This window comes from Ruminococcus sp. NK3A76, assembly GCF_000686125.1.
GTDB lineage: Bacteria > Bacillota > Clostridia > Oscillospirales > Ruminococcaceae > NK3A76.
On sequence record NZ_JMMA01000002.1, the window covers coordinates 1,729,662 to 1,756,233 of the forward strand.

Consider the following 26,572-nt stretch of genomic DNA (forward strand, 5'->3'; position numbering starts at 1 on the left):
ACATGGGGCGGTCTTTTTTTGCCTTATAAACTCACCAAAAAGAACCTCTTAGCCAATTTTATTCGGTTAAGGGGCTCTTTTCAGCAGACAGGCACGAGGCCTGTCTGAGAAATGATTATTTAGATCAGTGTTGCAGATACAACTGCGAGAGTAGATGCAGCACCCTGATATTTTTCAGCCTGGCCAAGAACCTGGAAGCAAGATGAATAATACATCTGTCCGGGGTCGACCTCAGAACCTGAGAAGGTGTAAATGATAGTCTTATCATCAACCACGGTGATGCTATGACCGGGTGCAAGATAACCGCAGTTAACAGAGTTCCTTATCGACTCATTAAACTTGATCTGAACCTTATATACAGCAGATGACGAACATTTTGCTGAACCTGTGTTCTTGATCGTTAAACTAAGCTGAATAAGATCACAGACCTTATTCTTGCCGGCTGTATTATCCCAACCTAAATGGTTAGCCCAGCCGCTTGTTGAAACCTGATCCATTTCAAACTTAGCGCCTGAAGAAGGAGGTGTTATAGGAGTGGTGATAGTAAGATACTTCGGTGTGATAACTGTATCGCCGTTGATATTTGCAGCACCGTAATTTGTACCGCCAACTACCCACTCACCTGAAGTCTTGAGGGGATTCTTAGATGCCGGAACAGCTATAAGATTGATCTCACCCTTATTCTTTACATACTGGGTATCAATTACTATGCCGTCTTCATCCTTAAATTCGATCTTGAACTTGTTATAGACTTTTGCGTCGAATTCAAAGGTCTGTGATGTAGAACCGGAGCAGATGAATACGTCTATAGGCTGATGTGTTGATCTCTCGATCCACTCATAATACTGTGTTACGTTATCATATGTCGGTGAAGGAGCATAGGCAGTTGCCTTTTCGTTATTGATCGCTGCGAAATCACCGGGGACAAGAGAACCGTCAGTATCATAGAACTTCAGTGTATGCTCAAGATAGTTAGCATCCTTAGCATATCTTACAGTGAAGATAGTGTCAGTATTGATAGCATATGTGGGGATATCATCCCTTGCTATAACATTACCGTCAACCTCAAACTGCGAGAAGGTGAAACCGGCTCTTGTAGGGATAGTAGGTATCATGCTCTCAGGGAGATAACCGCCTGCCTTGACCTTTTGATCAGAACAAAGCGGCTTGTTCTTCCAGCTTGTTACAGGATCATCAGGTGATACAAGGAACTTGACCATGTAGGACTGATCCTCATTTGTCTTGTTGATCTTGTAGAAGATGTAAGTAAATCTGTTATCATCATTTGTATCGAAGAAGCTCTGCTGCTGTGTTGTAAGGCCCGAAGGAGCAACAACCTGCTGAGGATACTTTGTGTAATCATCAGTTGCAGTAAAGTCAACATCATCTAAGATATTAAATGAATCGTTAGGAAGATTGATATTAACAAGATCAAAATATCTTTCAGCCTTATACTCAGGTTCAGCAGTTTTGACATAGCTGCCGCTGCTTAATTCCATAGGATAGGAAGCTACGCTGAAATTAAGTGTCTTTCTTGCATTGGCAAGTGTCTTTGTACAGCAGCTGATATCATATGAATAAGCGCCGTAAACATCGTCACCTATCGTACCTGTATTGAGCTTTGTAAGGTCAAGAGTACCACTCTCGCCTATCTTGCCAATGGTGTAGATAGTGCCTCTGCAATTCTTTCTTGCAGCAAGGGAACCTGTATCGCCCTGATAATCCGAAAGGCCATAGCCTCTGAGATTATGGTTGTCGATTATGATAACATCTGTAAACTCAACAGATGTATTACCAACTCTTGCAGTACCCTTAGCAGTATTTGCATTTATCTGCGGTACGCCCTTATAGTCTCTGAGAATGAGCATATTGGTAGCATACCTTGTTTTATCCTCAACAAAGCTTATCATTGTTTCGCCGACAGTCTTTGTGTTTACCGTATCGAGAGTATCGTGGTAAACATTTCTTATCGGGTCAATAAGCCTGAGTATCGCACCAAGCATTATTGAGAGAAGTGCGACAACGATAATAAGCTCAACGAGGGTAAAACCTGAACGATTAGATTTTTTCATTTATTACCCTCCTTTTACGATATGCTGAGCTCAGGATGCTTAGTCTTGAATGCTGTTTTGTTATATATACCTTCACCGTCATAGTAGAAGTCGATATAACCTGTCAGTTCATAAGTACCGGGATGTTCTTCCGACTCGATAGACTCTTTATAAGAATCTAAAGCACTTGCAATTACCTCGATCTCGCTGGAAGAAGGAGTATATGTCGGGTCGTTATAGAAATCACTGTTCCAGTTACCTACGAAGAAGATGCTGTCAGCATCTGTACCGGTATAGTGTGAAAGATCAAGTCCGAACTGGAAGGAAACTGCACCAGTTGAGTCGGAAAGATCGAGCTTGGAGTAACGGCTTCCGAGAGAGTTACCGTCCTTACCGAACATACCGATACCGAGCGAGTTGTTGATATATACCTCTCTGCCGAGGTCAACGCTGCTGTAGTTATGGAATCTTACCCACCATTTACCAGCAGAAGGATCAAAGAGGTTAGCATTTTCGGGGTCAAAGAATCTCATATTATAAGCAGCAGTTCTGTCTTCAAAACCGGCATTTGCCTGGTATGCATATACATCGCTGTTTGTAAACGAGAAATCATGACCGGTGCCGGTTCCGTCAGAGGTTGAACCGAAGTTTACCTTTAAAAGCACCTTATGCTTACCGTTTGAAAATCTGTATGGTGCCACTTTATTATCAAAAAGTGACTGCTTATTGTTATAGTTCTCGGCGCTGTTCATCTGCATCTGTATCTCTTCGCCGGCATAATGGTTCTCTTTATTATACTTTAATGCGAAGAGTATAGCTGAAAACAGAACAGCACAGGTGATACCGAACAGACATATCGCCACGAGTATCTCAACAAGCGTAAAACCTTTTTCGACCTTTTTCATTTTCATGATAGTCTACGCTCCTTTCGTCATCAGTGGTGATCGTATCTTAACAGCTTGTAGCCGTAAAGATTATCCTGTCTTGCGCCCTTGGCTATTGCAAGCACGCCGCCGTCCTGAGGTGCCTTGAAGAGGTAAGCAGACTCATTCTTGTTATAGAAGTTACCTGCGATTACCATACCGAGCGAGCAGATCTTCCAAGGTCTGTCACCGTCTGCTGTGTGAACTGTAACACCGTTTACACCCTGTGTTGCTGTTCTGTAGTCAGCATCGGGGCCATAGAATACTGCTTCCATGAAGCTTGCATTCTCAAGCTGGAGAGTATTGCCCTTTGTAAAGAGGAATACTGTGCTTGCAGGCTTAGGAGTATATGTTCCGGGAACTTCCTCAGATGTTGAGTTGAGTATGAAGCCGTCTCTGAAGATACTTGTGCCGTCATCGAGTTTAGTTTTGTCAACGAGTGTACCGCTGCACGAATTGAGTACAGAGTCATTGAACATATTTACATATGTGTAGTAGTCGAACCAACCGCAGTTTTCGAACTTATAAGTTGGCGAATATGGTGGTGCTGTATTAAATCCATTCCAACTGTTTACACCGACCTTATTATGTCCGTCTGCATCAAGCTTGGAGGGATCCTGAGTACCGCTGACACCGGAGTCTGATACGAAGTAGCAGAAGTGCGGGTTATCAGAAGGTGAATCATTCTTAACAACGAAATTCACATTAAACTGAGCATCAGCACCCTCCTGAAGTCTTATAAGGATATCCTCGTCAGTGATATGAACAAGTATCTTGCTGGCATTCTGGCCGTCGCCTGCGTATCTGCACTTTTCAAAGTCGCCGGGAGCAACTGTGCAGGACTCTGTTACGCAGCACTTATACTTGGAAACTACACCGTTCTCATCTGTGTAGGTATAAGGTGTGGTGCCCTGTGCCTGTGCAATACTGCCGAGTGTAAGAGTGTTTACGCCGTTATAAAATGCTGTATACTGATTCTTGAGCATACCAACTGTAGTGCCGTTCTCTGACTTATCGCTCATAAGGAAATCCTCAGGGAAGTACTTGTACTCCATAAGGGTCTGAGTGATCTCAGGTCTCTTTGTTCTGCCTTCCTTAGTGATGCTGTCTACCTTGGAAACGCCGCCTGTTGCCTTAATTCTTACCTGGCCGTCAGAGCTCTTGACTTCTGTAGCGCCGTTAGCGAATGTAAGGTTGGAGTCAACCACGCCGCCCGATGTCCAGTCATAAGCAGAGCGCTTAACATTACCGCATACCTGAACAGTACCGTGAACTGTGATAGCGCCGTTCTGCTGAGAAGCGTAGATATCGCCGTCAACAAATACATCGCCCCAGATCTCCATACCGTTGGAGTTCTGAACTATAAGGTTACCGTTGTTGCCTTCCTCACCGTCGTTACGGTAAACGCAGAGGTTGCCCTGGAGCTTGAAGCTGCTGCCGTTGAACTTAGCGTTATGGCAGAAGATGTCGATATCCTTATTAGCGTTCTTGCCTACTGTTGCAGCTACTGTACCGAATCTTTCGATACCGCCTACCTCAGGCTGAGAGTCGGAAACCGTAAATGTTTCACCAACGTTGAGGTAGTTGTAGCCAAGACCCCAGTCAACTGTTGTCTTGAGCAGGTAGTCATTATTTGTTGTGAAGTCGCCCGAGATCGTGAACGAGCTGCCCATTGCATCCTGTGTACGGCTGGGCATAAGGAAGCTTGTTATAGAGTCGCCGTTTCCTCTTGCGGACATATTACCGTAGAGATAGGAGCTGCCGTATACCTTGAACTGGTTGGTAGCGCTGTAGTTCTGGGTCTTATCGTCACCTCTGAGGGTAGCCATATCGCCGAGAACGTTAAGGTTGTTAAAGTCGCCGCCGCAGTCCTGGCAGATCTCGATAGCGTTTGTGAATGTTGCTCTCTTGGGCTGTGTTTCTGTGTAAACATAAGCTGCGCACTGGTCAGTCTCAGAGCCGAACTTAGCTGTCGAGGTAATGATAATTGTGTTAGCATTGTACCTCGAAACTCTGATGGTGCAGCTGCCCATTCTCTCGATGTCTTTCTTGTTGTTGATAAGAACGTCGTACTCATAACCCTTTCCGCCGTTCTCGTTTGCCAGCTGTTCGAGATATTCGATAGCCTTCTGCTGGCTGTCCTTATCGGTAGCAGTCGCACTGTTGGTATCATTCTCGATCTGCTGTACAAAACTCTCAAGGCTCGATGAAGCAGTCATATAAGCCTGTTCCGCCTGGAAAGTCCTGTAGGTTTTCTGAGTTGTCTGGTTGACGAACAAAATCGCTGCACTGACGAGTATTATCATCATTGTCATGATACACAATACAGTCAGGAGAACCGCACCGTTTTCGTTGCGTCTGAATCTTCTTGTCTCCATAAAAACCACCTTTCCGTTAGATTTTTCATAATTCTATAGGGTCGTTTCCTTTTATCGTGTGATCCATAGCCATTTTATACTATAAATTACACGAATAAAATTTTTAATCAATATATAGCACTTTTCGGCGACGGGTAAACACCCGCCACCTACAAGTGAAATATTATCAAATTATTACGAAGCCTTGGAGGAATCGTCCTTCTTGTCGTCCTTAGCCTCATCCTTCTTATCATCGCCGCCGAGAGCCGAAGGCTTGGGGATCTCAGGAGCCATGTAGTAATTGAAGGTCATGTCGCCCTGGATCTTGCCCTTCTCGTTAACGTCCTCGATCTTTATAGTCTGGATAATGAAGGACTGCTGGTCGGAAGACTCGAGAGAGTCAGCGAATGCGAGGAGCTCGTCAAGAGTACACTCATAGTCGGAGCTGATCTCATATGTGCTGATAGATATAGCAACAGGAACGACCTTATTTGCATTGTTAGCAGCAGCAGCTGCAGCGTTAGCAGATGCAGGGTCGTTGATGAGCTTTACCTGCTCCTCAAGTGAGCTGAGAAGCTCAGTCTCAGAATACTCATAAGGAGTAACGATATTGTTTACAAGGTCATCGATCTTATAGTCTGTGTTAACGATCTTTCTCTTGTTTGTATAAAGGAGTTCTCTTACATTATCTGTAACGTTCTCCTTGGTATCGAGCTTATAGAAATACTCATTAGAGTGCTCAACAGCCTCGTCGTAAGCCTTCTGGAGCTGATCCTTAAGATCCTTCTCCTTATCGACCTTCTGCTGAAGTGTAACAACTTCATTATCGAGTGAATCCTTCTTCTTGGAAGTATCGCTCATTGTTGAGAATGCAGGCTTGATTATCAGGAAGATACCGATAGCCCAGATAATAATTACAACTGCACCTACAAGCATTATTTTATCACGGTATGTCAGTTTCATTACTTAGCTGCCTCCTCTTTTGTATCTTCTTTCTTATCTTCAGCCTCTTCATCAGAAGCAGCATCAAGGTTGATAGTTACCTCCAGATCGCCGAGAGAATACTTATTATCATCATCCTTACTGAAGCCATCAAAGGAAACTGCTGTAAAGAACTTGCCGTCCTTCTTGGAGTCATCCTTAACGTCCTTAAGAGCTCTTACGAGGTCAGTAGCATCTTCCTGCTCCTTAACAGTTACCTCTGTAAGTGTTATCTTACCTTCAGAGAGGTCATATTCAAGACCCTTATACTCAGCATTATTTACCTTCTTGAATGCCTCATCGATCTTCTTCTTAAGGTTATTATCGAACTTAGGCCATGATGTAAGAGCTGCTCTCTCGTCCTTTACAGCTGTATCGTAAGCCTGGATAGCTGTGAGCTGTACCTTTAAGAGCTCATTGCCCTTGAGCTTTTCATTAAGATCATCGATCTGCTTTTCATCTTCCTTGATATCGCTTTCAAGAGATGATGTACGGATCTTTACTACTGCTGTGATAGCGCCGATAGCAACTATCGAAGCAACAGCTATGATACCTGCTGTTACCATAAGCGAGCTTACGCCGCCGCCGGAACCCTTGCCCTGCATCTGGTCAACTTCGAGAAGGTTGATACGCTCGGTATCCTTATTTCTTCTGTAGAGAGCACCGATAGCGTTAGCGAAAACGGTGAACTCGAAGTTCTCGAAACCGGAGATCTGGGCAGGAACGCTCAGAACAGATACCTGAGCTACAAGACCGTCGAGAGCATCAACGACCTTGATATAGTCATCAATAACGCCGTAGAGGATAACGTTGGAAAGACCGCTGCCGCCTCTTGCCTTATTGAACTGCTCCATCTTGAAGATGTTCTCGTTAAGAGCTTCAAGTATATAGTCAGCCGAGCCGTAGTCTTCTTCGGAGATAGGAACATATCTTGCGAATGCCATCTGGCCGTTCTCAAAGAGTGTAAGGCCTAAGAAGTTCTTATCGAGCTGGCAAACGAGAAGCGGCATCTTATCAAGATTCGACTTATCTGCCAGAACTATACGAGCGATAGAGTTACAGCCGATGTTGACCGACTTGAGCTGTATATTAAGTATTGTAAAGAGCTTTCTGTAGCTGTCAACGAGCGAGCTCGGGCAGGCTGTAGCAAGTACCTTTACTGCGCCGGGGTTATCCTCGCCTGCTGCACCGACCTTGGTGTAGGAGATAGAGTAATCATCTGTGATACCCATCTCGTGGCTCATGGTATTCTGTACCATTGTGAGGAAAGCCTCACCCTTTGCGTTAGGAACGATTAGTTCCTTGAAAACTACGTTGCTTGATGAGAACGTAACAACTGCGTCCTTATCCATCATATTCTCAGCCTTAAGGTTTGTGAGAATATACTCTGCAAGACCGGTAAGGTTAATTACCTCGCCGTTGAGGATATAATCCTGATCCTCGGGTATCTCAAGGGTAAACGACTTTTCGATCTTGATCTTATTAGCTGCATTGTCGCCCTTGACGATATTGATCTGCTTATCTGAAACGTCAAATGATAGCATTTATCTATTCACCTCATTAAAAATATTATTAACTTACATCCTTAAGTCCGCCGTAGAGCATCGGGAAGATACCGGCAAGAACAAGACCTATGGCAACACCCATGATAATGATCATTGCAGGCTCCATAAGACCTACGAGCTTACCGACAGCAGAATCTGCTTCTTCATTATAGAAGGCAGCAGTCTTTTCAAGGATCTCATCAAGAGCACCGGACTCTTCACCAACGTAGATGATCGAGCAGAACATACCGCTGAATATCTCCGTCTTGCTTATAGCAGATGAAAGTGACTGACCCTGCTTGACTTCATCAACGACCTGTATAAAGCATTCGTTGATATATGAATTGTTAAGAATCCTTGACGATCTCTCAAGACACTCGACCATCGGGATACCGCTGGAGTAAAGCGAGGAAAGTGTCTCTGCGAACTTACCGGTATAAATTGTAACTATCAGAGGACCTATTACCGGGCATTTGATCTTGAATCTGTCCCACTTGATCCTTACTGACGGTACCTTGAGTGCATAGATACAAGCAATAACAATAATTACCAACGCACCAATAAGAATATACCATTTACTCTTTAAGAAGTCAGATATCGCAAACAGCGCCTTTGAGATAGCCGGCATATCTTCTTCTTCCATCATACCTGCGAATGTAGGCATTACGAATGTGAACATGATGATTACGATAGCAACTACCATTACACCGAGCACGCAAGGATAGATCATAGCACCCTTGACCTTGTTGTTCAGCTTATTGGTGTTATCATAGTAATCACTCAGTCTCTGCATTGTGACATCCAGCGTACCGGCTGTCTCACCTGCATCGACCATCGAGATAAAGAAGTCCGGGAAACAGCCTTCTCTTGCTCTCAGGGCCTCAGTAAAGGTCGAGCCCTTGTTTACGTCCTCATAAACGCCCTGCCAGGCTTCCTGAGGGCCCTTCTTCTCTTCCTGTTTGTAAAGGATATCAAGCGCCTTGACGATAGTAAGACCAGAGGTCATCATCGCTGCAAGCTGACGGCAGCAGTATGACATCTCTTTTGCTTTGAACTTATGGAAGCCTTTCTTTCCAAAGCCGCCGCCCAAAGCCTCGGTATAGCTCACGCAATACCAGCCCTGCTCATGGATCCTGTCGAGAACGTCATTTGCGGTCTCTGCCTCCAAGGTGCCTTTTATAGTCTTACCCGAGGTATCCTTTGCAACATAGGCAAATTTTTTCATTTCTTAAGTTACACCTCCAACTGATGACGTGCCTGTCGATACGAGCTGCACGCCGCAAATGGATTAGCGTAAGCAACCAAAACTCATACAAACACACTTTTTATCATTATAACATTTTTTCACAATTTAATCAAGATTTTATTAAAAGTTTTTTCGGGAAAATATGACGAAAAGTTGACGGTATTTTTGTTACTTTTCCCAATTGATATCCCAAAATTAACAAAATAAGGTAAAAACATCCACAAAATGCGAATATCATTTTATTATTAATTAATTAAACTAAACCGTTATCACGAAACTATCACATAAGGCGGTATTATACCATTTATATATTCCGGATATCAGGAATTTATTTACAGCACATCGTCAGGCAAATTCTCTGTCTCCTCCTCGGGTTCAGTTTCCTGCTTCATAGCTTTAAGGATGGAGGGGTGCTGTTTAACATATATCTTGAATGCCGCAACATATGCGCCGAAGCAGAGAGCGAGCTGAATGCCGTTGCCCACGAGGACTGCCACGGTATACGGCAGGCCAAGGCCTTCGGGTGTTTCGTCCTGATATGTCCTTGTCAGGCCTGTGCCCACGCCGTCACAAAGCCAGCTGAGAGGATAATAGAGCCCGTTATACACAACAGTCATAGTAGCGCTTTCCTTATAGGACTCCCTGAATATCGAAGGAACGAATGCAGCCATGAGCATTATCATCATCACTATAAGAATATTCTCCCAGCTCCATTCCTCATAGGCAGCGTGCTTCTTACCGTCGTCACGGAATATCCACACAAGGATAGCCGTCATGACGATATAGCCTATCACAGAGCCGACTATCGGGTTTGTCAGGAACTGCTTGACCGCTCCCTTACCGTCGGTAGGCATGAACGACGCTATTCCGGGGAAGATGACTCCTCCTACGAACATACCGAACAGATCGAGCATAAGCAGCAGTCCGAGCCGGGCAAAGGTATACAGCATGGCTTTGAACGAATCCATACGATCACTCCTTTTTTATCTGCCTTGGCAGACGTTATATAAATATATTCTTCCGGCAGTCAACGATACAATTATCAGATGATACCTGACCAGATGATATTCTGCACGTTATACAGCGGCTCGGGCGACCAGCCGTCAGCCCCCACATCAAAAGGCACGAACCACGCCGCACACAGCTGCTCGTCAAGGTCGATATCGAGCGATGAAGCGCCTGCTCCCTCGTGCATTATCGTATTGTCAGAATAGCAAAATGACGGTGTTCTTCGTATATCAAAGCCGATACCGTAGAGCCTGTTATCCTCTGTTGCGCCCCAGCACCGGTCGGGGATACCGCTTATCTGCACTTTAGCCATTTTCTCGACGCTCTTGCGTCCAAGAAGCCTTGCACCGTCAAGTCTGCCGCCGAAGATAAAGGCATTTCCGAATCTTACAAGGTCGCTGACAGTAGATGTCAGACCACCTGCTGTGCCGGGTATCTTATCCCAGACGGTCCCGCTCGGTCTTCTGCCGTCAATCTCGCCTGAAGCTATCCCGGCAAGCTGACTTCTGAATTTCTCGTCATAGAGGAACATTCTGCCTGCTGTGTCGGCATTAAGATAAAAGCCTGTGCTGTCAAGTGAGAGCGGCTTTAAAATGCCGTTTTCTATAAAGCTGTGGACATTGACACCGCTTACACGGCTTATTATCTCGCCGAGCAGCGCAAAGGCAAATGAGCAGTACTGCCACTCCTCGCCTGCTTTACGGCGCATACCTGTCGATACCGCAGGGGTTATCCAGTCAAAATCGCCCTTGCCGTCCCAGCCGGCAGAGGCCTTTTCTATAAGCTCCCAAGCTGAGGAGTAATTCTCATCAAAGCAGCCTGCATCGGGATAAAGCCCTGAGGTATGGGTCAGCAGGTGAATGAGCTTTATATCTGAAAACGGCTCTTTGGCAAGCGGAGGGAGGTGTTTTCCGGCAGGGTCATTCAGATTCAGCACGCCGTCCTCGACGAGCTGCATTATCGCCGTTGCAGTGAACACCTTTGTGATAGAAGCTATATCAAACACCGTGTCGGGGCGCATAGGCGTGTTCTCGCCTAAGCTGTTGTTTCTGCCGAGTGCTGCGTGAGCTATGACCTTTCCCTTATGGGATATACAGTAGGACGCACCGTGTATCACACGCCTGTCTATCATATCCGCAAGACGCTCGTTGAGCTTATCGAGCCTTGAAGCATCATAGCCGGTCTCGGCAGGGGCACAGTCAGTCTTTCCATAAATGATATCCATATCAATACCCCAGTTCTTCGTTTACGAGTATTACCTTTATCCTGTCCTTGTCACGCTGGAAGCCTGTGACAACATAGCCGCAGCAGATACGCCTGTCGTTCTTGCAGCCGGAGCACATATTGCCGGTGTTTATCCCAGCACACTCTCCTGTCGATGCACAGGGAGTATCGAGCCCGAGCCTGACTGTATTTGCCGGAGCAGACACACGCTTTACATAGTCGATAGCCGCATTTATATCACGCACGACCTTATTTCTGCCGGCGATGATTATAACACGCCTGGGGCCGAAGGTTATAGCCGCCACACGGTTGCAGTTGCCGTCTACATTATAAAGCTCGCCGTTCTCGGTTATCGCATTTGACGAGGAAAGGTAGGTATCGCAGAAGAATACCTTACGGTATATCTCGCCGGTCTCCTCAGGTGTTGTTGCTTTTGACCTGTCCAGAAAATCGTACTTTCCGCTTTTCATGATATCCATGACACCAGTCTCACTGAGCGTTACTGAGCCGCCGCAGGATATCTGCTCGCCGTCTTTAAGAAGACTGCGGACTATCTCGCACGCCTCCTCGCTCGTATCGGCAACGAAGGCCTGCATATTGTTCTTCTCAAGTGCCTTTGCGGCCTTTTCAAGGTGCTTTCTGTAAGCAGCTTTCAGGTTGTTATCCATATTCATCCTCCTTATATAATAGTCTGAATCAGTTCTGTGACATATCATCTTCAAAGAGCCTGTCTATAAGCTCTCTTAGCCCCTTATTCTCAGGGGTCGTCAGCTTTTCATCACGCCTGAGTATTTCCTCGGCGCAGAGCTGGGCTTTTCTGAGTATCTCGATATCCTCGCTCATATCGGCTATCCTGAGCTTTGGCAGGCCGTGCTGGCGTGAGCCGAAGAAATCACCCGGGCCACGCATTTTCAGATCCTCCTCGGAAATGACGAAACCGTCCGAAGTTTTGGACATTATCTTAAGCCTGCTCCTGCTCTCCTCACTGACATTGTCGGTTATCAGTATGCAGAAAGAGCTGTACTCTCCCCTGCCGACTCTGCCCCTAAGCTGGTGCAGCTGCGACAGGCCGAAGCGGTCGGCATTCTCTATGACCATGACCGTGGCATTAGGCACATCGACACCGACCTCGATAACGGTAGTTGAGACTAAAATGTCCGTTTTTTTGTCCTTAAAATCACGCATGACCTTTTCTTTCTTATCAGGCGGCAGCTTTCCATGCAGAAGCCCCACCTCATAGCCTGAGAATGCCCCCTCGGCAAGCTCCTGCGAGTATTTCTTGACGGAGATAAGGTCGCTGTCGCTCTCCTCTATCATCGGGCAGACTATATACGCCTGCCTGCCCTTGTCAAGCTCGCCCTTGACAAAGCCGAATGCTCTCTCACGGAGCTTTCCTGTGACCGCATATGTCTCGGTCTTCTGTCTGCCCTTGGGCATCTCGTCAAGTATCGAGAGGTCAAGGTCGCCGTATATCATAAGTGCGAGCGTTCTCGGGATAGGCGTTGCACTCATTACAAGGCGGTGTGGGTTCTCGCCCTTATCTGACAGGGCGGCACGCTGTTTAACGCCAAAGCGGTGCTGCTCGTCGGTTATTACCAGCCCGAGCTTTTTAAACTGGGTGGAATTTTGTACTAAAGCATGAGTTCCCACAACGACAGAATATTCGCCGTCGGCTATCTGCTCCTTAAGGGCAGCCTTTTTCTTTGCGGGGATACTGCCGGTCAGCAGAGCGCATTTCACCCCCAGCGGCTCCAGAAAGCCCGAGAGCGTTTCATAATGCTGGGTCGCAAGTATCTCTGTAGGTGCCATCATAGCGGTCTGGAAGCTGTTAAGAAATGCAAAGTAAGCCGCACCTGCCGCAACAGCTGTCTTACCCGAGCCGACATCGCCCTGAACGAGCCTGTTCATAGGGCTTTGCTTACACATATCGGCTGTGACCTCGCCGATCGCACGCTTCTGAGCGCCTGTGAGCTCAAAAGGCAGCGAGGAATAAAACTCTGTGATATCGCACTGCTTCATAACGCAGCCCGACTGCTCACGGCTGCGGCTCTTAAGCAGGCGCATACCGAGGCTGAGAGTAAGCAGCTCATCAAAGACGAGCCTTTTCTTGGCGATAGCGCAGGTATTCATATCCTTAGGGAAGTGGATATTTTCAAGGGCATATGTAAGCGAGCAGAGCTGATACTCTTTCATGACCCACTTAGGCAGCGGCTCATAGATAAAATCGCCGAGCAGACCAAGGGCGTTTCTTTCTGCCTGCCTGAGTGCGAACTGGTTTATCCCCTCGGTGAGAAGATAAACAGGCTCGACGCTCTCGCCGGTGCTCATATCGAGCATGAGCGGAGAGGATATCTCCTTTCTCACAAGGTCGCCTGTGACCTTGCCGTAGAGGGAGTATTCCTGCCCGACTTTCAGCATATCAAAGCCGAATTTATTATTGAACATTATAAGTGTGATATCGCTCTGCCCGTCGGTCATGACAGCCTTGAAGATAGACATTCCCGAGCGCAGCACAGCGGCCGAGAGCTTTTTGACAAGCGTTGCCCTGATAACGCAGGGCTCGTCTCTCGGGGCTTCTGCGATAGGAACAGGGCTGTTGAAGTCAATATACCTTCTGGGAAAATGATACAGCAGGTCATACACTGTCTCTATGCCGAGCTTTTTATAGCTCTCGCTTTTCTTAGGGCCTATGCCTTTGAGATAGGTTATCGGCTTATCAAGCTCGGGGCTCACGTTATCACCTCTGATGCTGTGGATTTAATATCAAGTCTATTATAACACATTTTATATAAAAATGCAAATGTCAGAGATATACAAAAAACGCCGCGGGAGATACCGAAGCGGAAAGATATCGTAGAGCAGGCAGGCCATAAGCCGGCAGACATTTTATCCGATTGTAGACAAATTGTCATTTATATAATAATGTATAAGCTACATTTTGTCAATATGACGATTTTCTTAAAAATCCGCCAAAGGGGTTGTATTTTGTCAAAAAATTTGGTAGAATAATATACAGTATGCAAGAACAATCAATGGAGGAAATCAATTATGCCTACAAAGTATGTATTCGTCACCGGCGGCGTTGTTTCAGGTCTTGGAAAAGGCATCACAGCAGCCTCGCTCGGCAGGCTTTTAAAAGCAAGGGGCTACAGCGTGACTATTCAGAAGTTCGACCCCTATATCAATGTTGACCCCGGCACTATGTCGCCCTATCAGCACGGCGAAGTGTTCGTTACAGACGACGGTGCTGAGACTGACCTCGACCTTGGCCACTACGAGCGCTTTATCGACGAGAACCTGTCTATTAATTCAAATGTCACCACAGGCAAGGTATACTGGAACGTGCTCAACAAGGAAAGACGTGGCGATTACTTAGGCGGCACCGTACAGGTAGTTCCCCACATCACAAACGAGATAAAGGAGCGCCTTTACCGCACAGCTAAGACAAACGACCTCGATGTAGTCATCACCGAGATAGGCGGTACTGTCGGCGATATAGAGTCAACACCTTTTCTTGAAGCTATCAGGCAGGCATCTATAGAGCTTGGCAGAGGCAATTCCGTGTTCATTCACGTTTGCCTGCTCCCCTACATATCCGGTTCAAAGGAATTAAAGAGCAAGCCCACACAGCACAGCGTTAAGGAGCTGCTCTCTATCGGCATACAGCCTAATATTCTCGTGCTCCGTTCGGAAATGGAGATCCCTAAGGATATGAAGCAGAAGATAGGCCTTTTCTGCAACGTGCGTGCTGAGGACGTTGTACAGAACCTCACAGCACCCTCGCTTTATGAAGTTCCGCTCTGGCTTGAGCGTGAGGGTCTTGCAGATATTGTCTGCGAGCACTTAGGCCTGGAAAAGCGCAAGCCCAACCTCGACGGCTGGAAGGCTATGATAGAGCGCATCAAAAACTGCGACAAGAGGATAACTATCGGCCTTGTCGGAAAGTATGTCGAGCTGGAGGACGCTTATCTCTCGGTTGCTGAGGCTCTGCGTCACGGCGGCTTTGACAACGGCGCTGAGGTAGATATAAAATGGATACAGTCTGAGGACATCACAGATGCAAACGCCAAGGACAAGCTCGCAGGCTGCGACGGCATAATCGTTCCCGGCGGCTTCGGCGACAGAGGCATCGAGGGCATGATATCCTCTATCAAATACGCAAGAGAAAACGGCGTGCCGATGTTCGGCATATGCTTAGGTATGCAGATGAGCGTCGTAGAATTCGCAAGGCACGCAGCAGGGCTTAAGGGCGCTAATTCCACCGAGTTCGGCGACACACCAAACCCTGTTATAGACATTATGGACGAGCAGAAGGACATTACAGAAAAGGGCGGCACTATGCGTCTTGGCCTGTATCCCTGCAAGCTCAAGGAAGGCACAGTCAGCCGTGAGGTATACGGCCAGGATCTTATCTACGAGCGCCACCGTCACCGCTGGGAGTTCAACAACGGCTTCCGTAAGACATTACAGGACGCAGGACTTGTTCTGGCAGGCATCTCGCCTGATGAAAAGCTCGTTGAGATAGTTGAGCTTCCCAAGAGCGTTCACCCGTGGTTTGTTGGTGTTCAGTTCCACCCTGAGTTCAAGTCCCGTCCCAATCACCCGCACGTTCTGTTCCGTGATTTCATCAGAGCGGCTGTTGAGTATTCGGGCAAGTAAATAAATAACAGCTATCCCCCGTGATATCGGGGGATATTTTTTGCTTTAGGCGATTTTCTTATTTACAATTTTGAAATACTGTGGTATAATGTAATCACAGGCAAGACCTGATCGCCGGAAGGAGGAATAATATGTTAAAGAAATTATCCGCAGCGCTGGCAGCTCTCACACTGATGATCTGTATGCCGCTCTCGGCACTGGCAGACGAGGAGCCGGCAGCAACAGACACCGACACACAAGCCACCACTGAAACAAGCAGCACCGATGACGAACAGCAGGCAGAGTATGCGCTCTCAGTCGAGATGACATCTGACCCGGAAGAATGCACTGTGGGCGATATCATCAAGATCACCGTCATTGCCGCAAACAGAGGCAACACAGCTCTTACAGGGGTAAAGATCTATTTTGAAGACAATATGCTGATAGAAGATCAAACTCTTGCGCCGTCTGAGACAATTACATTCACCTTCAAGTTACAGGCAGATGAGACCGATGTTGACGGCGGCATAGTATACCTCGGCGCCGAAGCAGCTGAGCTTGACGCTCCGGTAACAAGTCAGCTTTATGTTAAGGTCTCGCCTGCAGAAGAAACTCCTGCCACCGAGGAGGAGACTGCTCAGGAGGAAGAATCGGTTCCGGACGAGCAGGAAACAACATCAGAAGAAACTGACGGAGAAGACACTGACACTACAGCTGATACAGCCGACGCAGAAGCAAGCGACCACACCGACGAGCCGGAAGATGAAGATGCTGATGAAGCAGAAGATGAGGAAGAAGATGCTGACGTGCAGCAAGATACAGAAGCTGAGAGCGAGAGCGCAAAGTCAGGCACTACCTCCAGTCCAACAGCCGGTGCAAAGACTTCCAACCCAAAGACTGGCGGAATATATGCGGCTATGATAGCAGCGGCGACACTTGTGACAACTCTTGGTAAAAAGAAAAACAGATGATATATAAATATCCCACCCTCGATAAGAGAGTGGGATATTGTTTATAATATGTAGTTTCAGACTCAGGATACCAGCCAGCCGTGTATCTCGAAGTTTGTCTTGTCGCCGTCAAGCACGGTAACTGTGACTGTATGCTTGGCAGTATCGTCTGAGCTGTAGATCTCGGTGTCTGCGGTATAGTCGCCCCAGCCGCCGGAGAAGTCGCCGCTTACTACTACGCCCTCGCCGTCATCGACCTTGACCTCAACAGAGCCGCTCTCGCCGTTTACTGTCTTATAGTAAAGCATACCGAGGTTGCGGAATTCCATTTCAAAGGTGATAGTGTCGCCTGCATTTACAGCCGACCAGCCGTTCTGGAAGTTCCAGGGAGTGCTCTCCTCTGCAAAGCCCTTGACGTCCTTGACCTCAAAATCCTTTGTGCTCGTATCGGAGATATGAGCATTCTTATATACATCACCTGTGAGCGATTCGCTCGATTCATCGAAAGGCGTTATCTCGCCTGCCTGATCTGCTGTAGCAGCGACCTTGTCGATGAAGTTCTCGATCATCTGAGCCACCATTGCATGACCGCAGTTGTTCGGGTGGGTGCCGTCAGGAGAAAGGCCGTCCTTATCGCCCGGTCTGCCCTTTGAAGACTTGAAGCTGATATTTCCTGCCTGTACTTCGGGGTAGATAGCATCGTGGTATGAAAGCACGGGCACGCCGTACTTCTCAGCAGGGGGAAGGTGCTGTTCAAGTGCATTTCCGCCGCCGTCAAGAGACATCTCGACAAGAACTACAGCAGGGTTAGACTTATATGCGAGGCACTTTCTGATAAGGCTCTCCATAGTCTTCTCATAGAACATATCGCCCGAGTCGTTTATAAACTCGATGAAGATGATATCAGGATCTTTAGAGAGAACGTCTCTGTCTGCCCTGTGAACGCCGAAATATGTGTTTGTCGCACCTATGCCTGCGTTTGTGATGATAGTCTTCTTGTTGTAATTCTGCTTCCACCATTCGGTGAAAAGGCCTACAAAGTTATACTTTGTGCCTGCTGCCGAGCTGCCGGCAGTAATAGAGTCACCAAGGAAGACGATATTCCATGTCTTGTCGTTCGAGGTATCCTTAGCCTCTTTGAGCTTGTTTGCCAGGCGTGTGGTGTCGCCCTCAGAGAGTATCGAGCGTGTGAGCATATTCTCTGTCATGCCCTGTGTGATGTCGATAGCACCGTCAGCAACAGGTGCCTTAAGGTCGGAGCCTGCATCAGCCTGCGACTCATCGCCGCTTGTGCTCTCGGTTTCTGCGGAGCTGCTGCTCTGTGAGGCAGATGATGACTCACCGCCGGACGATGACGAGCTGCTGTCGCCGCAGGCGGTCAACGCCATACCTGCGAGCATTACCGCAAGTGTCATTGCAATTAGTTTCTTCATAGCTTTCTTCTTTCCTTTCAATCAGCCGTGGCCTGCCCTTCAATACAGGCCTTCCGTATATTTGATTATATCACATTTGAATAAAAAAATCAAGACATGACGCACAAAAGTCATACACCACTGATAAATCGCACTGTCGGATATTGACAACTGACCCGGGCGGTGATATAATTCATAAGGTTTGATAATTGTAAAAGGAAGGGTATAAATGCAGAAGGTAAGGAGTTTTATAAAAGACCAGCCAGTGCTGGTGATAGCATTTATTGCGGCTGCTGTTACGATGATGATCGTTCCGCCTGACAGTGAATACTCAGGCTACATAAACAGAGCTGTGCTCATTCAGCTTTTCTCGCTGATGACGGCTATTGCAGGACTAAGGAGCATAGGAGTTTTCGAGCGGGCAACAGGTCTGCTGCTCACAAAAGCCAATACAACAAGACGGCTGGGGCAGGTGTTCGTGCTGGTATGCTTTTTCACATCAATGCTCGTGACAAATGACGTTGCACTGCTGACATTCGTGCCGATAACGCTAATGACGCTTAAAAAAGCCGGGCAGAAAAGCATAATACTCATCGTAGTGCTTGAAACTGCGGCGGCAAATCTTGGAAGTATGCTCACCCCTATCGGCAATCCGCAGAACCTTTACATATACGACTTCTACAAGCTGTCGGCGCTTGTGTTTATAAAGACTATGGCGCCTGCCGGGCTTGCGAGCATTGTGCTGCTCATGCTGCTGACACTGCTTATACCGAATGAAAAGTGCGCACTCCCTCAGAGCAGCGAGCAGAAGGTCGAGCGCAGGCCGCTTATCGGATACACACTGCTTTTTGTGATATGCATACTCACAGTACTTCGTGCAGTGCCTGATCTTGTCTGCCTGCTTGCAGCGCTTTTGTGTGCACTGATACTTGACAAAAAGCTGCTGACAAAGGTCGATTATCCGCTGCTTATGACGTTTATTTGCTTCTTTGTTTTTGTCGGCAACATAGCAAGGATAGGTGCTGTGAACGACCTTGTCTCAACGCTTATCCAGGGCAGGGCGATGATAATATCAACGCTGCTATCACAGTTTATCAGCAATGTTCCGGCGGCGGTGATGCTCTCAGGCTTTACAAACAACGGCACACAGCTGCTGCTCGGCGTGAACTTAGGCGGCTTAGGCACTGTGATAGCATCGCTCGCATCTCTTATCTCTTTTCAGTTTTACAGAAAGACAGAGGGTTCAGACTCGGTCAGATACATGGCTGTATTCTCGGTCGTGGGCTTTGGTATGCTTATGATACTTCTGCTTTTTGAGATGCTGATACTTATGATATAAAATAACGGCTGTACAATAAAATGTACAGCCGTTTGCTATTATCTTCTGTTGTATAAAACGTCCGAGAGCATAAGTTCACGTTCGAGTGAAATAGGTGTTGTGTTTTTGTCTATCACAACAAGCTCGATGTCCATGATGCGTGCAAAATCACGCAGTGCCTGCTCTGTTATATCGTAGGAAAGCACTGTATGATGAGCTCCGCCTGCTATTATCCAGCATTCAAGGCCTTCAAGGAAGCCCGGCTCGGGGCGCCACATTGTTCTTGCTACGGGAAGATTGGGCATATCCTGGAAAGGCTTTTCGCAGTTTACGTCCTGCGCTATGAGCCTGAGCCTGCCGCCCATATCAACGAGCGAGAGCGCCTTTGCCTTGCCTGCTTTGCCTTCAAACACAAGTCTTGCAGGGGGCTGTCTGTCGCCTATGCCGAGTGGGTGTACCTCTATCTTCGGCTTGTCTGCTGCAATGCTCGGGTCAACTTCCAGCATATGAGCGCCAAGAATAAGCTCGTGTTTATAGTCGTATGTGTAGTCCTCCATGAACGACGATGCGCCGTCAGGATACATAGCCTTGATGATACCCTCCATGCCGGCCGTCTTCCAGTCGCCCTCTGCACCGAAGCCGTAGCCCTTATGCATAAGGTGCTGTGCTGCAAGGCCTGGGAGCTGTTCCATTCCGTAAAGATCCTGGAAGGTGTTCGTGAATGCATGAGCGCCCTCACGAATGAGTATCTTCTCGATCGCTATCTCTTCCCTCGCCTGATAGCGAATGGACTTCTCGTCATCGGTATTGATATCGTACAGTTTTTTGTACTCGTTTACAAGTGCATCTATCTCAGGGGTAGTGACTTTCTCCATCTCTTTAACAAGACTGCCAACAGGCCATGTATTGACCTGCCAGCCCAGCTTTATCTGAGCTTCTACCTTATCGCCCTCGGTAACTGCGACCTCACGCATATTATCACCGAAACGGACTATCTTAAGGTTCTTTGAAAAACGTGCGCCCATGCAGGCTCTCTGCCACTGTGCTATCTTTTCCTGAACTGCCGGGTCGCCCCAGTAGCCTGCAACAACAGTTCTCGGAGCTCTGAGCCTTGCGCCTATGAAGCCGTGCTCTCTGTCGCCGTGAGCCGACTGGTGAAGGTTCATATAATCCATATCTATCTCATCATTGGGGATAGATTCATTGAACTGTGTATGGAAATGCAGCCACGGCTTTTGCAGGAGAGTAAGGCCGTTTATCCACATCTTTGAAGGAGAGAACGTGTGGCAGAAGGTTATTATGCCGACACAGTCTTCATCAAAGTTTGCCTGCTTTACGATACTCTCTATCTCGCCTGCTGTTTTGGCTGTCAGCTTATACTCTACGGAGAAAGGCAGCTTTAAGCCGTCAACTATCTTCTTTGAGTCTTCCTCGACCTTTTTAAGTGTCTCCTCGCCGTAGAGAAACTGCGAGCCGGTTATAAACCAGAATTTCAACATAACATATCGCCTTTCTATATCTGTGCCGCAGCACGCTCTGCTGCAAGGCCTGCCTTGTAGATATCCATGTAAGCCTTGATACCGTCGGTATCCCTGGCATCAGGAGAAACTGTGCTGCCGTCCATAGCTCCGAATACCTTCTCATCAAGGAAGCGGTCAAGCGTCATCGACTTATCCTCTCTTGCAGTGAATGCAGCAAGCAGAGCTATGCCCCATGCGCCGCCCTCGCCTGCCGACTTCATAAGGGTTATATCAGTACCCAGTGCGGCTGCAAGGAGATTCTGGCTCGGAACCGGTGTCTTGAAAAGACCGCCGTGAGCATATATCCTCTCAAGCGAGACTTTTTCTTCCTCGGTAAGTATATCCATACCTATCTTAAGGGTTGCAACTGTCGAATAAACAAGGCTTCTTGCCAGGTTTTCTATTGTGAACTTTGAATCAGGGCTCCTGAAAACGAGCGGCTTACCCGAGTCAAGGCCTGTAACAGGTTCGCCTGCGTAGTAGTTATATGCTATCACGCCGCCGCAGTCGGGGTCGCCCTTTGCTGCGAGCGAATAGATAAGGTCATAGAGCCTGCCCTTTGACATATCGCTGCCGGCAGCGCTCAGCAGCGAGCCGAACATAGCCACCCACGCATCAAAGTCGGTGGTGCAGCTGTTGCAGTGTACCATAGCAACAGGGTCGCCGCAGGGAGTAGTAACAATATCTATCTCACGGTGAACTGCGCTGAGTGCCTTTTCCAAAACTATCATCGAGAAGATAGATGTTCCTGCTGAAACATTGCCTGTTTTGGGAGCAATGCTGTTTGTAGCAGCCATGCCTGTCTGTGCGTCGCCCTCGGGCGGGCAGAGAGGCACGCCGGCCTTGAAGCTGCCTGTCGGGTCGAGCAGCTTTGCGCCCTCCTCAGTAAGAGTGCCGGCATTCTCGCCTACCATAACTATCTCAGGCATGATATCGAGCAGCTTTGCGCCAAAGCGTGTGCCGCCGGTCAGTGCATCAAACTTCTCTGTCATGCCCTCATCATAGCAGCAGTTAACAGAGTCAATAGGGAATATTCCCGATGCATCGCCTATGCCTATGACCTTTTTACCGGTGAGCAGGAAATGAACATAGCCTGCAAGTGTGGTCATGAAAGCTATCTTGTCGATATGCTCCTCATTATTGAGTATAGCCTGATAGAGGTGAGCGATACTCCAGCGCTGAGGGATATTGAACGAAAACTCCTCAGTGAGCTTTGCAGCCGCCTGCTCTGTCATGGTGTTTCTCCATGTCCTGAAAGGCACAAGCTGTTTACCGTCTTTATCAAATACGAGATAGCCGTGCATCATTGCAGAAACGCCCATAGCGGCTGCTGATGTGAGCTTTGTGCCGTATTCCTTTTCTACGTTTTTGCAAAGGTCTGCAAAGCAGTCCTGAAGGCCGGCCTTTACCTCATCAAGAGGATATGTCCACACGCCGTCAAGGAGTGTGTTCTGCCAGTCGTGAACGCCTGATGCAAGAGGCTCGTTGTTCTCGCCTATGAGAACGGCCTTTATTCTTGTCGAGCCGAATTCTATACCGATAGAGGCCTTACCTGACTTTATGAACTCAGTCTGTGTCATGACGCAGCCTCCTTTGGTTTGGGTACTTTGGCATTTGCGAGCTTGATGTTTGACTTCTTACGTCTTGCGATGATGATACTCTGAACTACAAGGAATATGCAGAGCATAGCAGCTATTGTTATACCTGTCCACCATGCCTGGTCAAGACCAACTGATGAAACGATGCTCTGTATAAGTGAGAGTGAGAGTACACCAAAGAGTGTGCCTATGATATTGCCGACACCGCCTGTAAGCATTGTGCCGCCGATGATAGCGGAAGCTATAGCGTTCATCTCTGCGCCTGTTGCGTGAGAGGGAGAACCTGAGCCAACGTGCATGAAGTACACAAAACCGCCTATACCTGCAAGCAGGCTGCATATAACGTGCGAGATGAAAGTTGTTCTCTGAGTGTTGATACCGAGCATGAGTGCACTCTGTCTGTTGCCGCCTACTGCGTAGAAGTTACGGCCGAGCTTTGTCCACTTAAGAACACAGAAAAGGATAGCCACGATAACAAGTGCAACTATAACACCTATCTCGATAGTAGCAGGGATAAATCTGCCTCGTCTTGTTGTAGAGCCTAAGAAATCAGGAAGTGTTATCCTTGTATCCTTCAGCTCAACGAAATCCTTATTCTCAACATTGAAGGGGTTTGTGTGAATGATAGTTGTAAGACCTCTTGCGAAGAACATTCCTGCGAGGGTAACTATAAACGGCTGTATCTTCAGATATGCTATAAGGAAGCCCTGAACGATACCGAATGCAAGACCGATGCCTATTGCAAGGAGCATAGCCATATACACATTGCCGTCGTGCATATCAAGGTAAACTGCACAGCTCATAGCTACGAGAGCTGTAACGCCGCCGACTGAGATATCTATACCGCCTGTTATCATAACAAGGCTCATACCGCACGCAAGGATTATAAGATAAGCATTTGTGCTTATAAGATTGAGCATAGTCTGGGGCTTAAGGAAGCCCTCTTTTAAGAATACCATAGAGCCGATATACATCACGAAGAAAACTGCTATCGTTATTGTAGTAAGCAGATTGGTATCTGAAATTTTACTGTGGGGTGCTTTGAGCTTCCCCTCAGGAGAAGAAACACTTAACATCTAAATACCTCCCTTTCGTGATGTCAGGCTGCCTGAGGCGCCGACTCCTTCTTCTTGAGCTTCTTGCCGAGACGAGAGAGCTTCTCTCTTACGGTAGGTGCGCTCAGAACAACGAGGATTATAACTACTACTGCCTTGTATGCAGGAAGTGCTGTAGCCTTTACCTCGAACTTATAAAGAGTCGTAGTCAGGAACTGGATAACGTATGCGCCGAGAACAGACGAGCTTATGCTGAACTTACCGCCGCTCAGTGCATTACCGCCGAGTGCAACTGCAAGGATAGCGTCCATTTCTATATCCTTTGCAATTACTGAGTAGTTGATGGTGGATATACGGCTTACCTTTATAAATGCAGCGATCGCTACGCAAAGGCCAAGCAGAACGTATGTCATCAGCTTGATAAACTCAGGGTTCAAGCCGTTTAGTCTTGATGTTTTTTCATTGACACCGACAGACTGAACATAGAGGCTGATGTTTGTAAACTTCATAAACAGCCATGTCACTATAAAGCAGACTATAGCTATAAGGAATGGTGTCGGGATCGGTATTCCCGGGAGATAGTTGCCGAAGTATGCAAAGCTCTCGTCTTTGAGATTCGGCAGCTCGTTGTTGTTTATCCACGCTGCTATCGAACGTCCCGCCGTAAACAGTATCAGCGTGGCGACCATAGGTTGTATCTTGAAGAAGGCGACCAGGGCACCGTTGAATGCACCGAATGCCATAGATACGAGGCAAGCGATAAGGAGTGCTACGATTATCGGAGCCTGTATCTTATCAGCTGTTGTCTGACCGCCGCAGAGCACACGGAGCATAACGCTGCCGCTTATAGCTATTGCAGCGCCTACAGATATATCCTGTCCTCCTGAGGCTGCTGTTACAAGGGTCATGCCGAGTGCGAGTATCGCAAGCTCAGAGCCGTTGTCTATGATCGAGATTATGTTGCCGCTGAGTATCTTATACCCTTCGGAATTTTCCTTAAGTTCTATACGGAAAAATGACGGGTCTGCTATAAGGTTAAAGAGTGCGAGCAGCAAAAGCGCTGCTATCGGGATAATTATCTGGTGCCTTGCTATTTTTGCCCAGAGCGGAGTCTTGGGCGGCAGTGCTTTACTTGTCGGCATTTTTCTCACCTCCTGCAATCGTGTTCATTACCGCAGCCTGTGTCAGCTGGTCACCTGTGAGCTCTCCTACGAGCTTTCTGTCTCTCATTACAAGCAGTCTTGAGCAGGTACGCAGCATCTCATCTGTCTCAGACGAGATGAATGTAACGCACATACCCTCTGATGCGAGCTTCAGAACGAGCTTCTGGATATCTATCTTTGTACCTACGTCGATACCTCTTGTAGGCTCATCGAGTATGAGGTACTTCGGGTGTGTCAGCAGCCAGCGTGCAAGTATTACCTTCTGCTGGTTACCGCCCGAGAGCGACTTGATAGGTGTATTTACAGAAGCTGTCTTGATATCGAGCAGCTTTATGTATTCATTTGCAAACTCTGTTGCCTTTGCCTTTGAGAACGGCTTGAAGAAGCCTGTCTTAACCTGAAGGGCAAGAATGATATTGTCTCTTACCGACAGATCACCTACGATACCGTCACGCTTTCTGTCCTCAGGGAGATATGCGATACCGTGCTTCATTGCATCACGGGGCTTGGTTATCTTTACCTCCTGGCCGTCGATCTTTATCTTGCCGCCTGTTACCTTATCAGCGCCGAAGATAGCTCTTACGCTCTCACTTCTGCCTGAACCGAGAAGGCCGGTAAAGCCGTTGACCTCACCCTTATGTATCTCGAAGTTATAAGGCCCGATGCCTTCTGAGCTTGAAAGCCCCTCTGCCTGATATACCGGCGTCTGGCTCCTGTCTACATCAGTCTGTACATCTGTCTTGATATCAGCCATATCATCGAGATCCTTACCGAGCATCTTTGATACAAGCTGTATTCTCGGGAGCGTCTCTATCTCATACTCACCTACGAGCTGGCCGTCACGGAGAACCGTTATCCTGTCGCAAACCTCATACACCTGGTCAAGGAAGTGAGTTACGAAGATTATACCAACGCCCTTCTCCTTAAGCTGACGCATGAGCACGAACAGCTTAGCCACCTCTGATTCGTCGAGCGATGATGTAGGCTCGTCGAGGATAAGCACGCTGCAGTCCATATCAACTGCTCTTGCGATAGCGACCATCTGCTGAACAGCTATCGAGCAGCTTGCGAGCTGCTGAGTTGCCCTTACTGCGATACCCAGTGAATCGAGCAGCTCCTGTGCTTTCTTATTCATGCTTCTCCAGCTGACAAGGCCGCCCTTGCCTCTGGCGATAAATATATTCTCTGCGACCGTAAGGTTCGGGCAGAGCGATATTTCCTGATAAACCGTGCTTATACCGTTATTCTGAGCATCCTGCGGGGAATGGATATTGACCTTGCCCTTGCCCTGCAGCGATATATCGCCCTCGTCCTTGACATGAACGCCGGTAAGCACCTTTATAAGAGTAGATTTTCCTGCGCCGTTTTCGCCCATAAGAGCGTGTATCTCGCCCTTTCTTAGGGTGAAATCAACATTCTGCAGCGCCTTGACGCCAGGAAACGACTTATAGATACCCCGCATTTCAAGCAGCGAATCATCTTTCATAGCGATTTCCTCCTGAAATTTTCCTGAATTTGCCATAGATTCCCTGTATTTGCCATAGATTTTTCATAAAGAAGGTGCGGGGGCATCAGAGCACTTCC

General features: G+C 47.6%; 19 protein-coding genes. 3 read left to right on the forward strand and 16 right to left on the reverse strand.

What is annotated here, in order from left to right; genetic code table 11:
• Nucleotides 1–119: 119 nt before the first annotated feature.
• The 10 genes from CD05_RS0108185 to recG form a co-directional block, all read right to left on the reverse strand.
• The gene (locus CD05_RS0108185) at nucleotides 120–2,072 is read right to left on the reverse strand and encodes a prepilin-type N-terminal cleavage/methylation domain-containing protein (RefSeq protein ID WP_028510107.1); all 1,953 of its coding nucleotides are present in this window, start codon (nucleotides 2,070–2,072) and stop codon (nucleotides 120–122) included.
• Between the two features lie 14 nt (nucleotides 2,073–2,086).
• A complete protein-coding gene (locus CD05_RS0108190) occupies nucleotides 2,087–2,962 on the reverse strand; it encodes a type II secretion system protein (RefSeq protein ID WP_028510108.1) in 876 nt (291 codons plus the stop codon).
• 23 nt (nucleotides 2,963–2,985) lie between these two features.
• Entirely contained in the window at nucleotides 2,986–5,352 is a 2,367-nt protein-coding gene (locus CD05_RS0108195) for a hypothetical protein (RefSeq protein WP_028510109.1), read from the reverse strand.
• Between the two features lie 174 nt (nucleotides 5,353–5,526).
• Nucleotides 5,527–6,294 carry a hypothetical protein gene (locus CD05_RS0108200; protein ID WP_028510110.1) on the reverse strand — a complete coding sequence of 256 codons (768 nt, stop codon included), beginning with the start codon at nucleotides 6,292–6,294 and terminating at the stop codon, nucleotides 5,527–5,529.
• On the reverse strand, nucleotides 6,294–7,856 hold the full coding sequence (gene pilM, locus CD05_RS17900; protein ID WP_156947355.1) for a pilus assembly protein PilM: 1,563 nt from the start codon (nucleotides 7,854–7,856) through the stop codon (nucleotides 6,294–6,296). The genes CD05_RS0108200 and pilM overlap by 1 nt, the downstream gene beginning before the upstream one ends.
• Before the next feature lie 28 nt (nucleotides 7,857–7,884).
• Nucleotides 7,885–9,081 (reverse strand): type II secretion system F family protein, encoded by a 1,197-nt coding sequence (locus CD05_RS0108210; protein ID WP_028510111.1) that lies wholly within the window; start codon nucleotides 9,079–9,081, stop codon nucleotides 7,885–7,887.
• Between the two features lie 353 nt (nucleotides 9,082–9,434).
• Nucleotides 9,435–10,070, reverse strand: a complete 636-nt coding sequence (locus tag CD05_RS17905; protein ID WP_051588887.1) for a hypothetical protein — start codon at nucleotides 10,068–10,070, stop codon at nucleotides 9,435–9,437.
• A gap of 74 nt (nucleotides 10,071–10,144) precedes the next feature.
• The gene (locus tag CD05_RS0108220; RefSeq protein ID WP_028510112.1) at nucleotides 10,145–11,335 is read right to left on the reverse strand and encodes a serine hydrolase domain-containing protein; all 1,191 of its coding nucleotides are present in this window, start codon (nucleotides 11,333–11,335) and stop codon (nucleotides 10,145–10,147) included.
• Nucleotide 11,336: 1 nt separating this feature from the next.
• Nucleotides 11,337–12,002: a lactate utilization protein gene (locus CD05_RS0108225; RefSeq protein WP_028510113.1), complete on the reverse strand. Its 666-nt coding sequence runs from the start codon at nucleotides 12,000–12,002 to the stop codon at nucleotides 11,337–11,339.
• Nucleotides 12,003–12,030: 28 nt separating this feature from the next.
• Nucleotides 12,031–14,067 (reverse strand): ATP-dependent DNA helicase RecG, encoded by a 2,037-nt coding sequence (recG, locus tag CD05_RS0108230; protein WP_028510114.1) that lies wholly within the window; start codon nucleotides 14,065–14,067, stop codon nucleotides 12,031–12,033.
• A gap of 315 nt (nucleotides 14,068–14,382) precedes the next feature.
• On the opposite strand from recG, the gene CD05_RS0108235 reads away from it, so the two are divergent.
• Nucleotides 14,383–15,993, forward strand: a complete 1,611-nt coding sequence (locus CD05_RS0108235) for a CTP synthase (RefSeq protein WP_028510115.1) — start codon at nucleotides 14,383–14,385, stop codon at nucleotides 15,991–15,993.
• A 131-nt stretch (nucleotides 15,994–16,124) separates the two neighbouring features.
• Nucleotides 16,125–16,943: a hypothetical protein gene (locus CD05_RS19625; protein WP_028510116.1), complete on the forward strand. Its 819-nt coding sequence runs from the start codon at nucleotides 16,125–16,127 to the stop codon at nucleotides 16,941–16,943.
• Between the two features lie 62 nt (nucleotides 16,944–17,005).
• Here CD05_RS19625 and CD05_RS0108245 read toward each other — a convergent pair whose 3' ends face one another.
• A complete protein-coding gene (locus CD05_RS0108245; RefSeq protein WP_028510117.1) occupies nucleotides 17,006–18,355 on the reverse strand; it encodes an SGNH/GDSL hydrolase family protein in 1,350 nt (449 codons plus the stop codon).
• Between the two features lie 208 nt (nucleotides 18,356–18,563).
• Between CD05_RS0108245 and CD05_RS17915 the strand changes: the two genes are divergently transcribed.
• On the forward strand, nucleotides 18,564–19,673 hold the full coding sequence (locus tag CD05_RS17915) for an SLC13 family permease (protein WP_037322907.1): 1,110 nt from the start codon (nucleotides 18,564–18,566) through the stop codon (nucleotides 19,671–19,673).
• Nucleotides 19,674–19,711: 38 nt separating this feature from the next.
• Here CD05_RS17915 and araA read toward each other — a convergent pair whose 3' ends face one another.
• The 5 genes from araA to CD05_RS0108275 are packed head-to-tail and all read right to left on the reverse strand — an operon-like array spanning nucleotide 19,712 to nucleotide 26,474.
• Nucleotides 19,712–21,151: an L-arabinose isomerase gene (gene araA / locus CD05_RS0108255; RefSeq protein WP_028510118.1), complete on the reverse strand. Its 1,440-nt coding sequence runs from the start codon at nucleotides 21,149–21,151 to the stop codon at nucleotides 19,712–19,714.
• 14 nt (nucleotides 21,152–21,165) lie between these two features.
• Complete coding sequence (locus CD05_RS0108260) at nucleotides 21,166–22,752, reverse strand: FGGY-family carbohydrate kinase (RefSeq protein ID WP_028510119.1); 1,587 nt, start codon at nucleotides 22,750–22,752, stop codon at nucleotides 21,166–21,168.
• Entirely contained in the window at nucleotides 22,749–23,846 is a 1,098-nt protein-coding gene (locus tag CD05_RS17920) for an ABC transporter permease (RefSeq protein WP_051588889.1), read from the reverse strand. Before CD05_RS17920 ends, CD05_RS0108260 begins: the two co-directional genes overlap by 4 nt.
• Nucleotides 23,847–23,869: 23 nt before the next feature.
• The gene (locus tag CD05_RS0108270) at nucleotides 23,870–24,967 is read right to left on the reverse strand and encodes an ABC transporter permease (RefSeq protein ID WP_051588890.1); all 1,098 of its coding nucleotides are present in this window, start codon (nucleotides 24,965–24,967) and stop codon (nucleotides 23,870–23,872) included.
• Nucleotides 24,954–26,474 carry a sugar ABC transporter ATP-binding protein gene (locus tag CD05_RS0108275; RefSeq protein ID WP_028510121.1) on the reverse strand — a complete coding sequence of 507 codons (1,521 nt, stop codon included), beginning with the start codon at nucleotides 26,472–26,474 and terminating at the stop codon, nucleotides 24,954–24,956. Before CD05_RS0108275 ends, CD05_RS0108270 begins: the two co-directional genes overlap by 14 nt.
• Nucleotides 26,475–26,572: the final 98 nt, after the last annotated feature.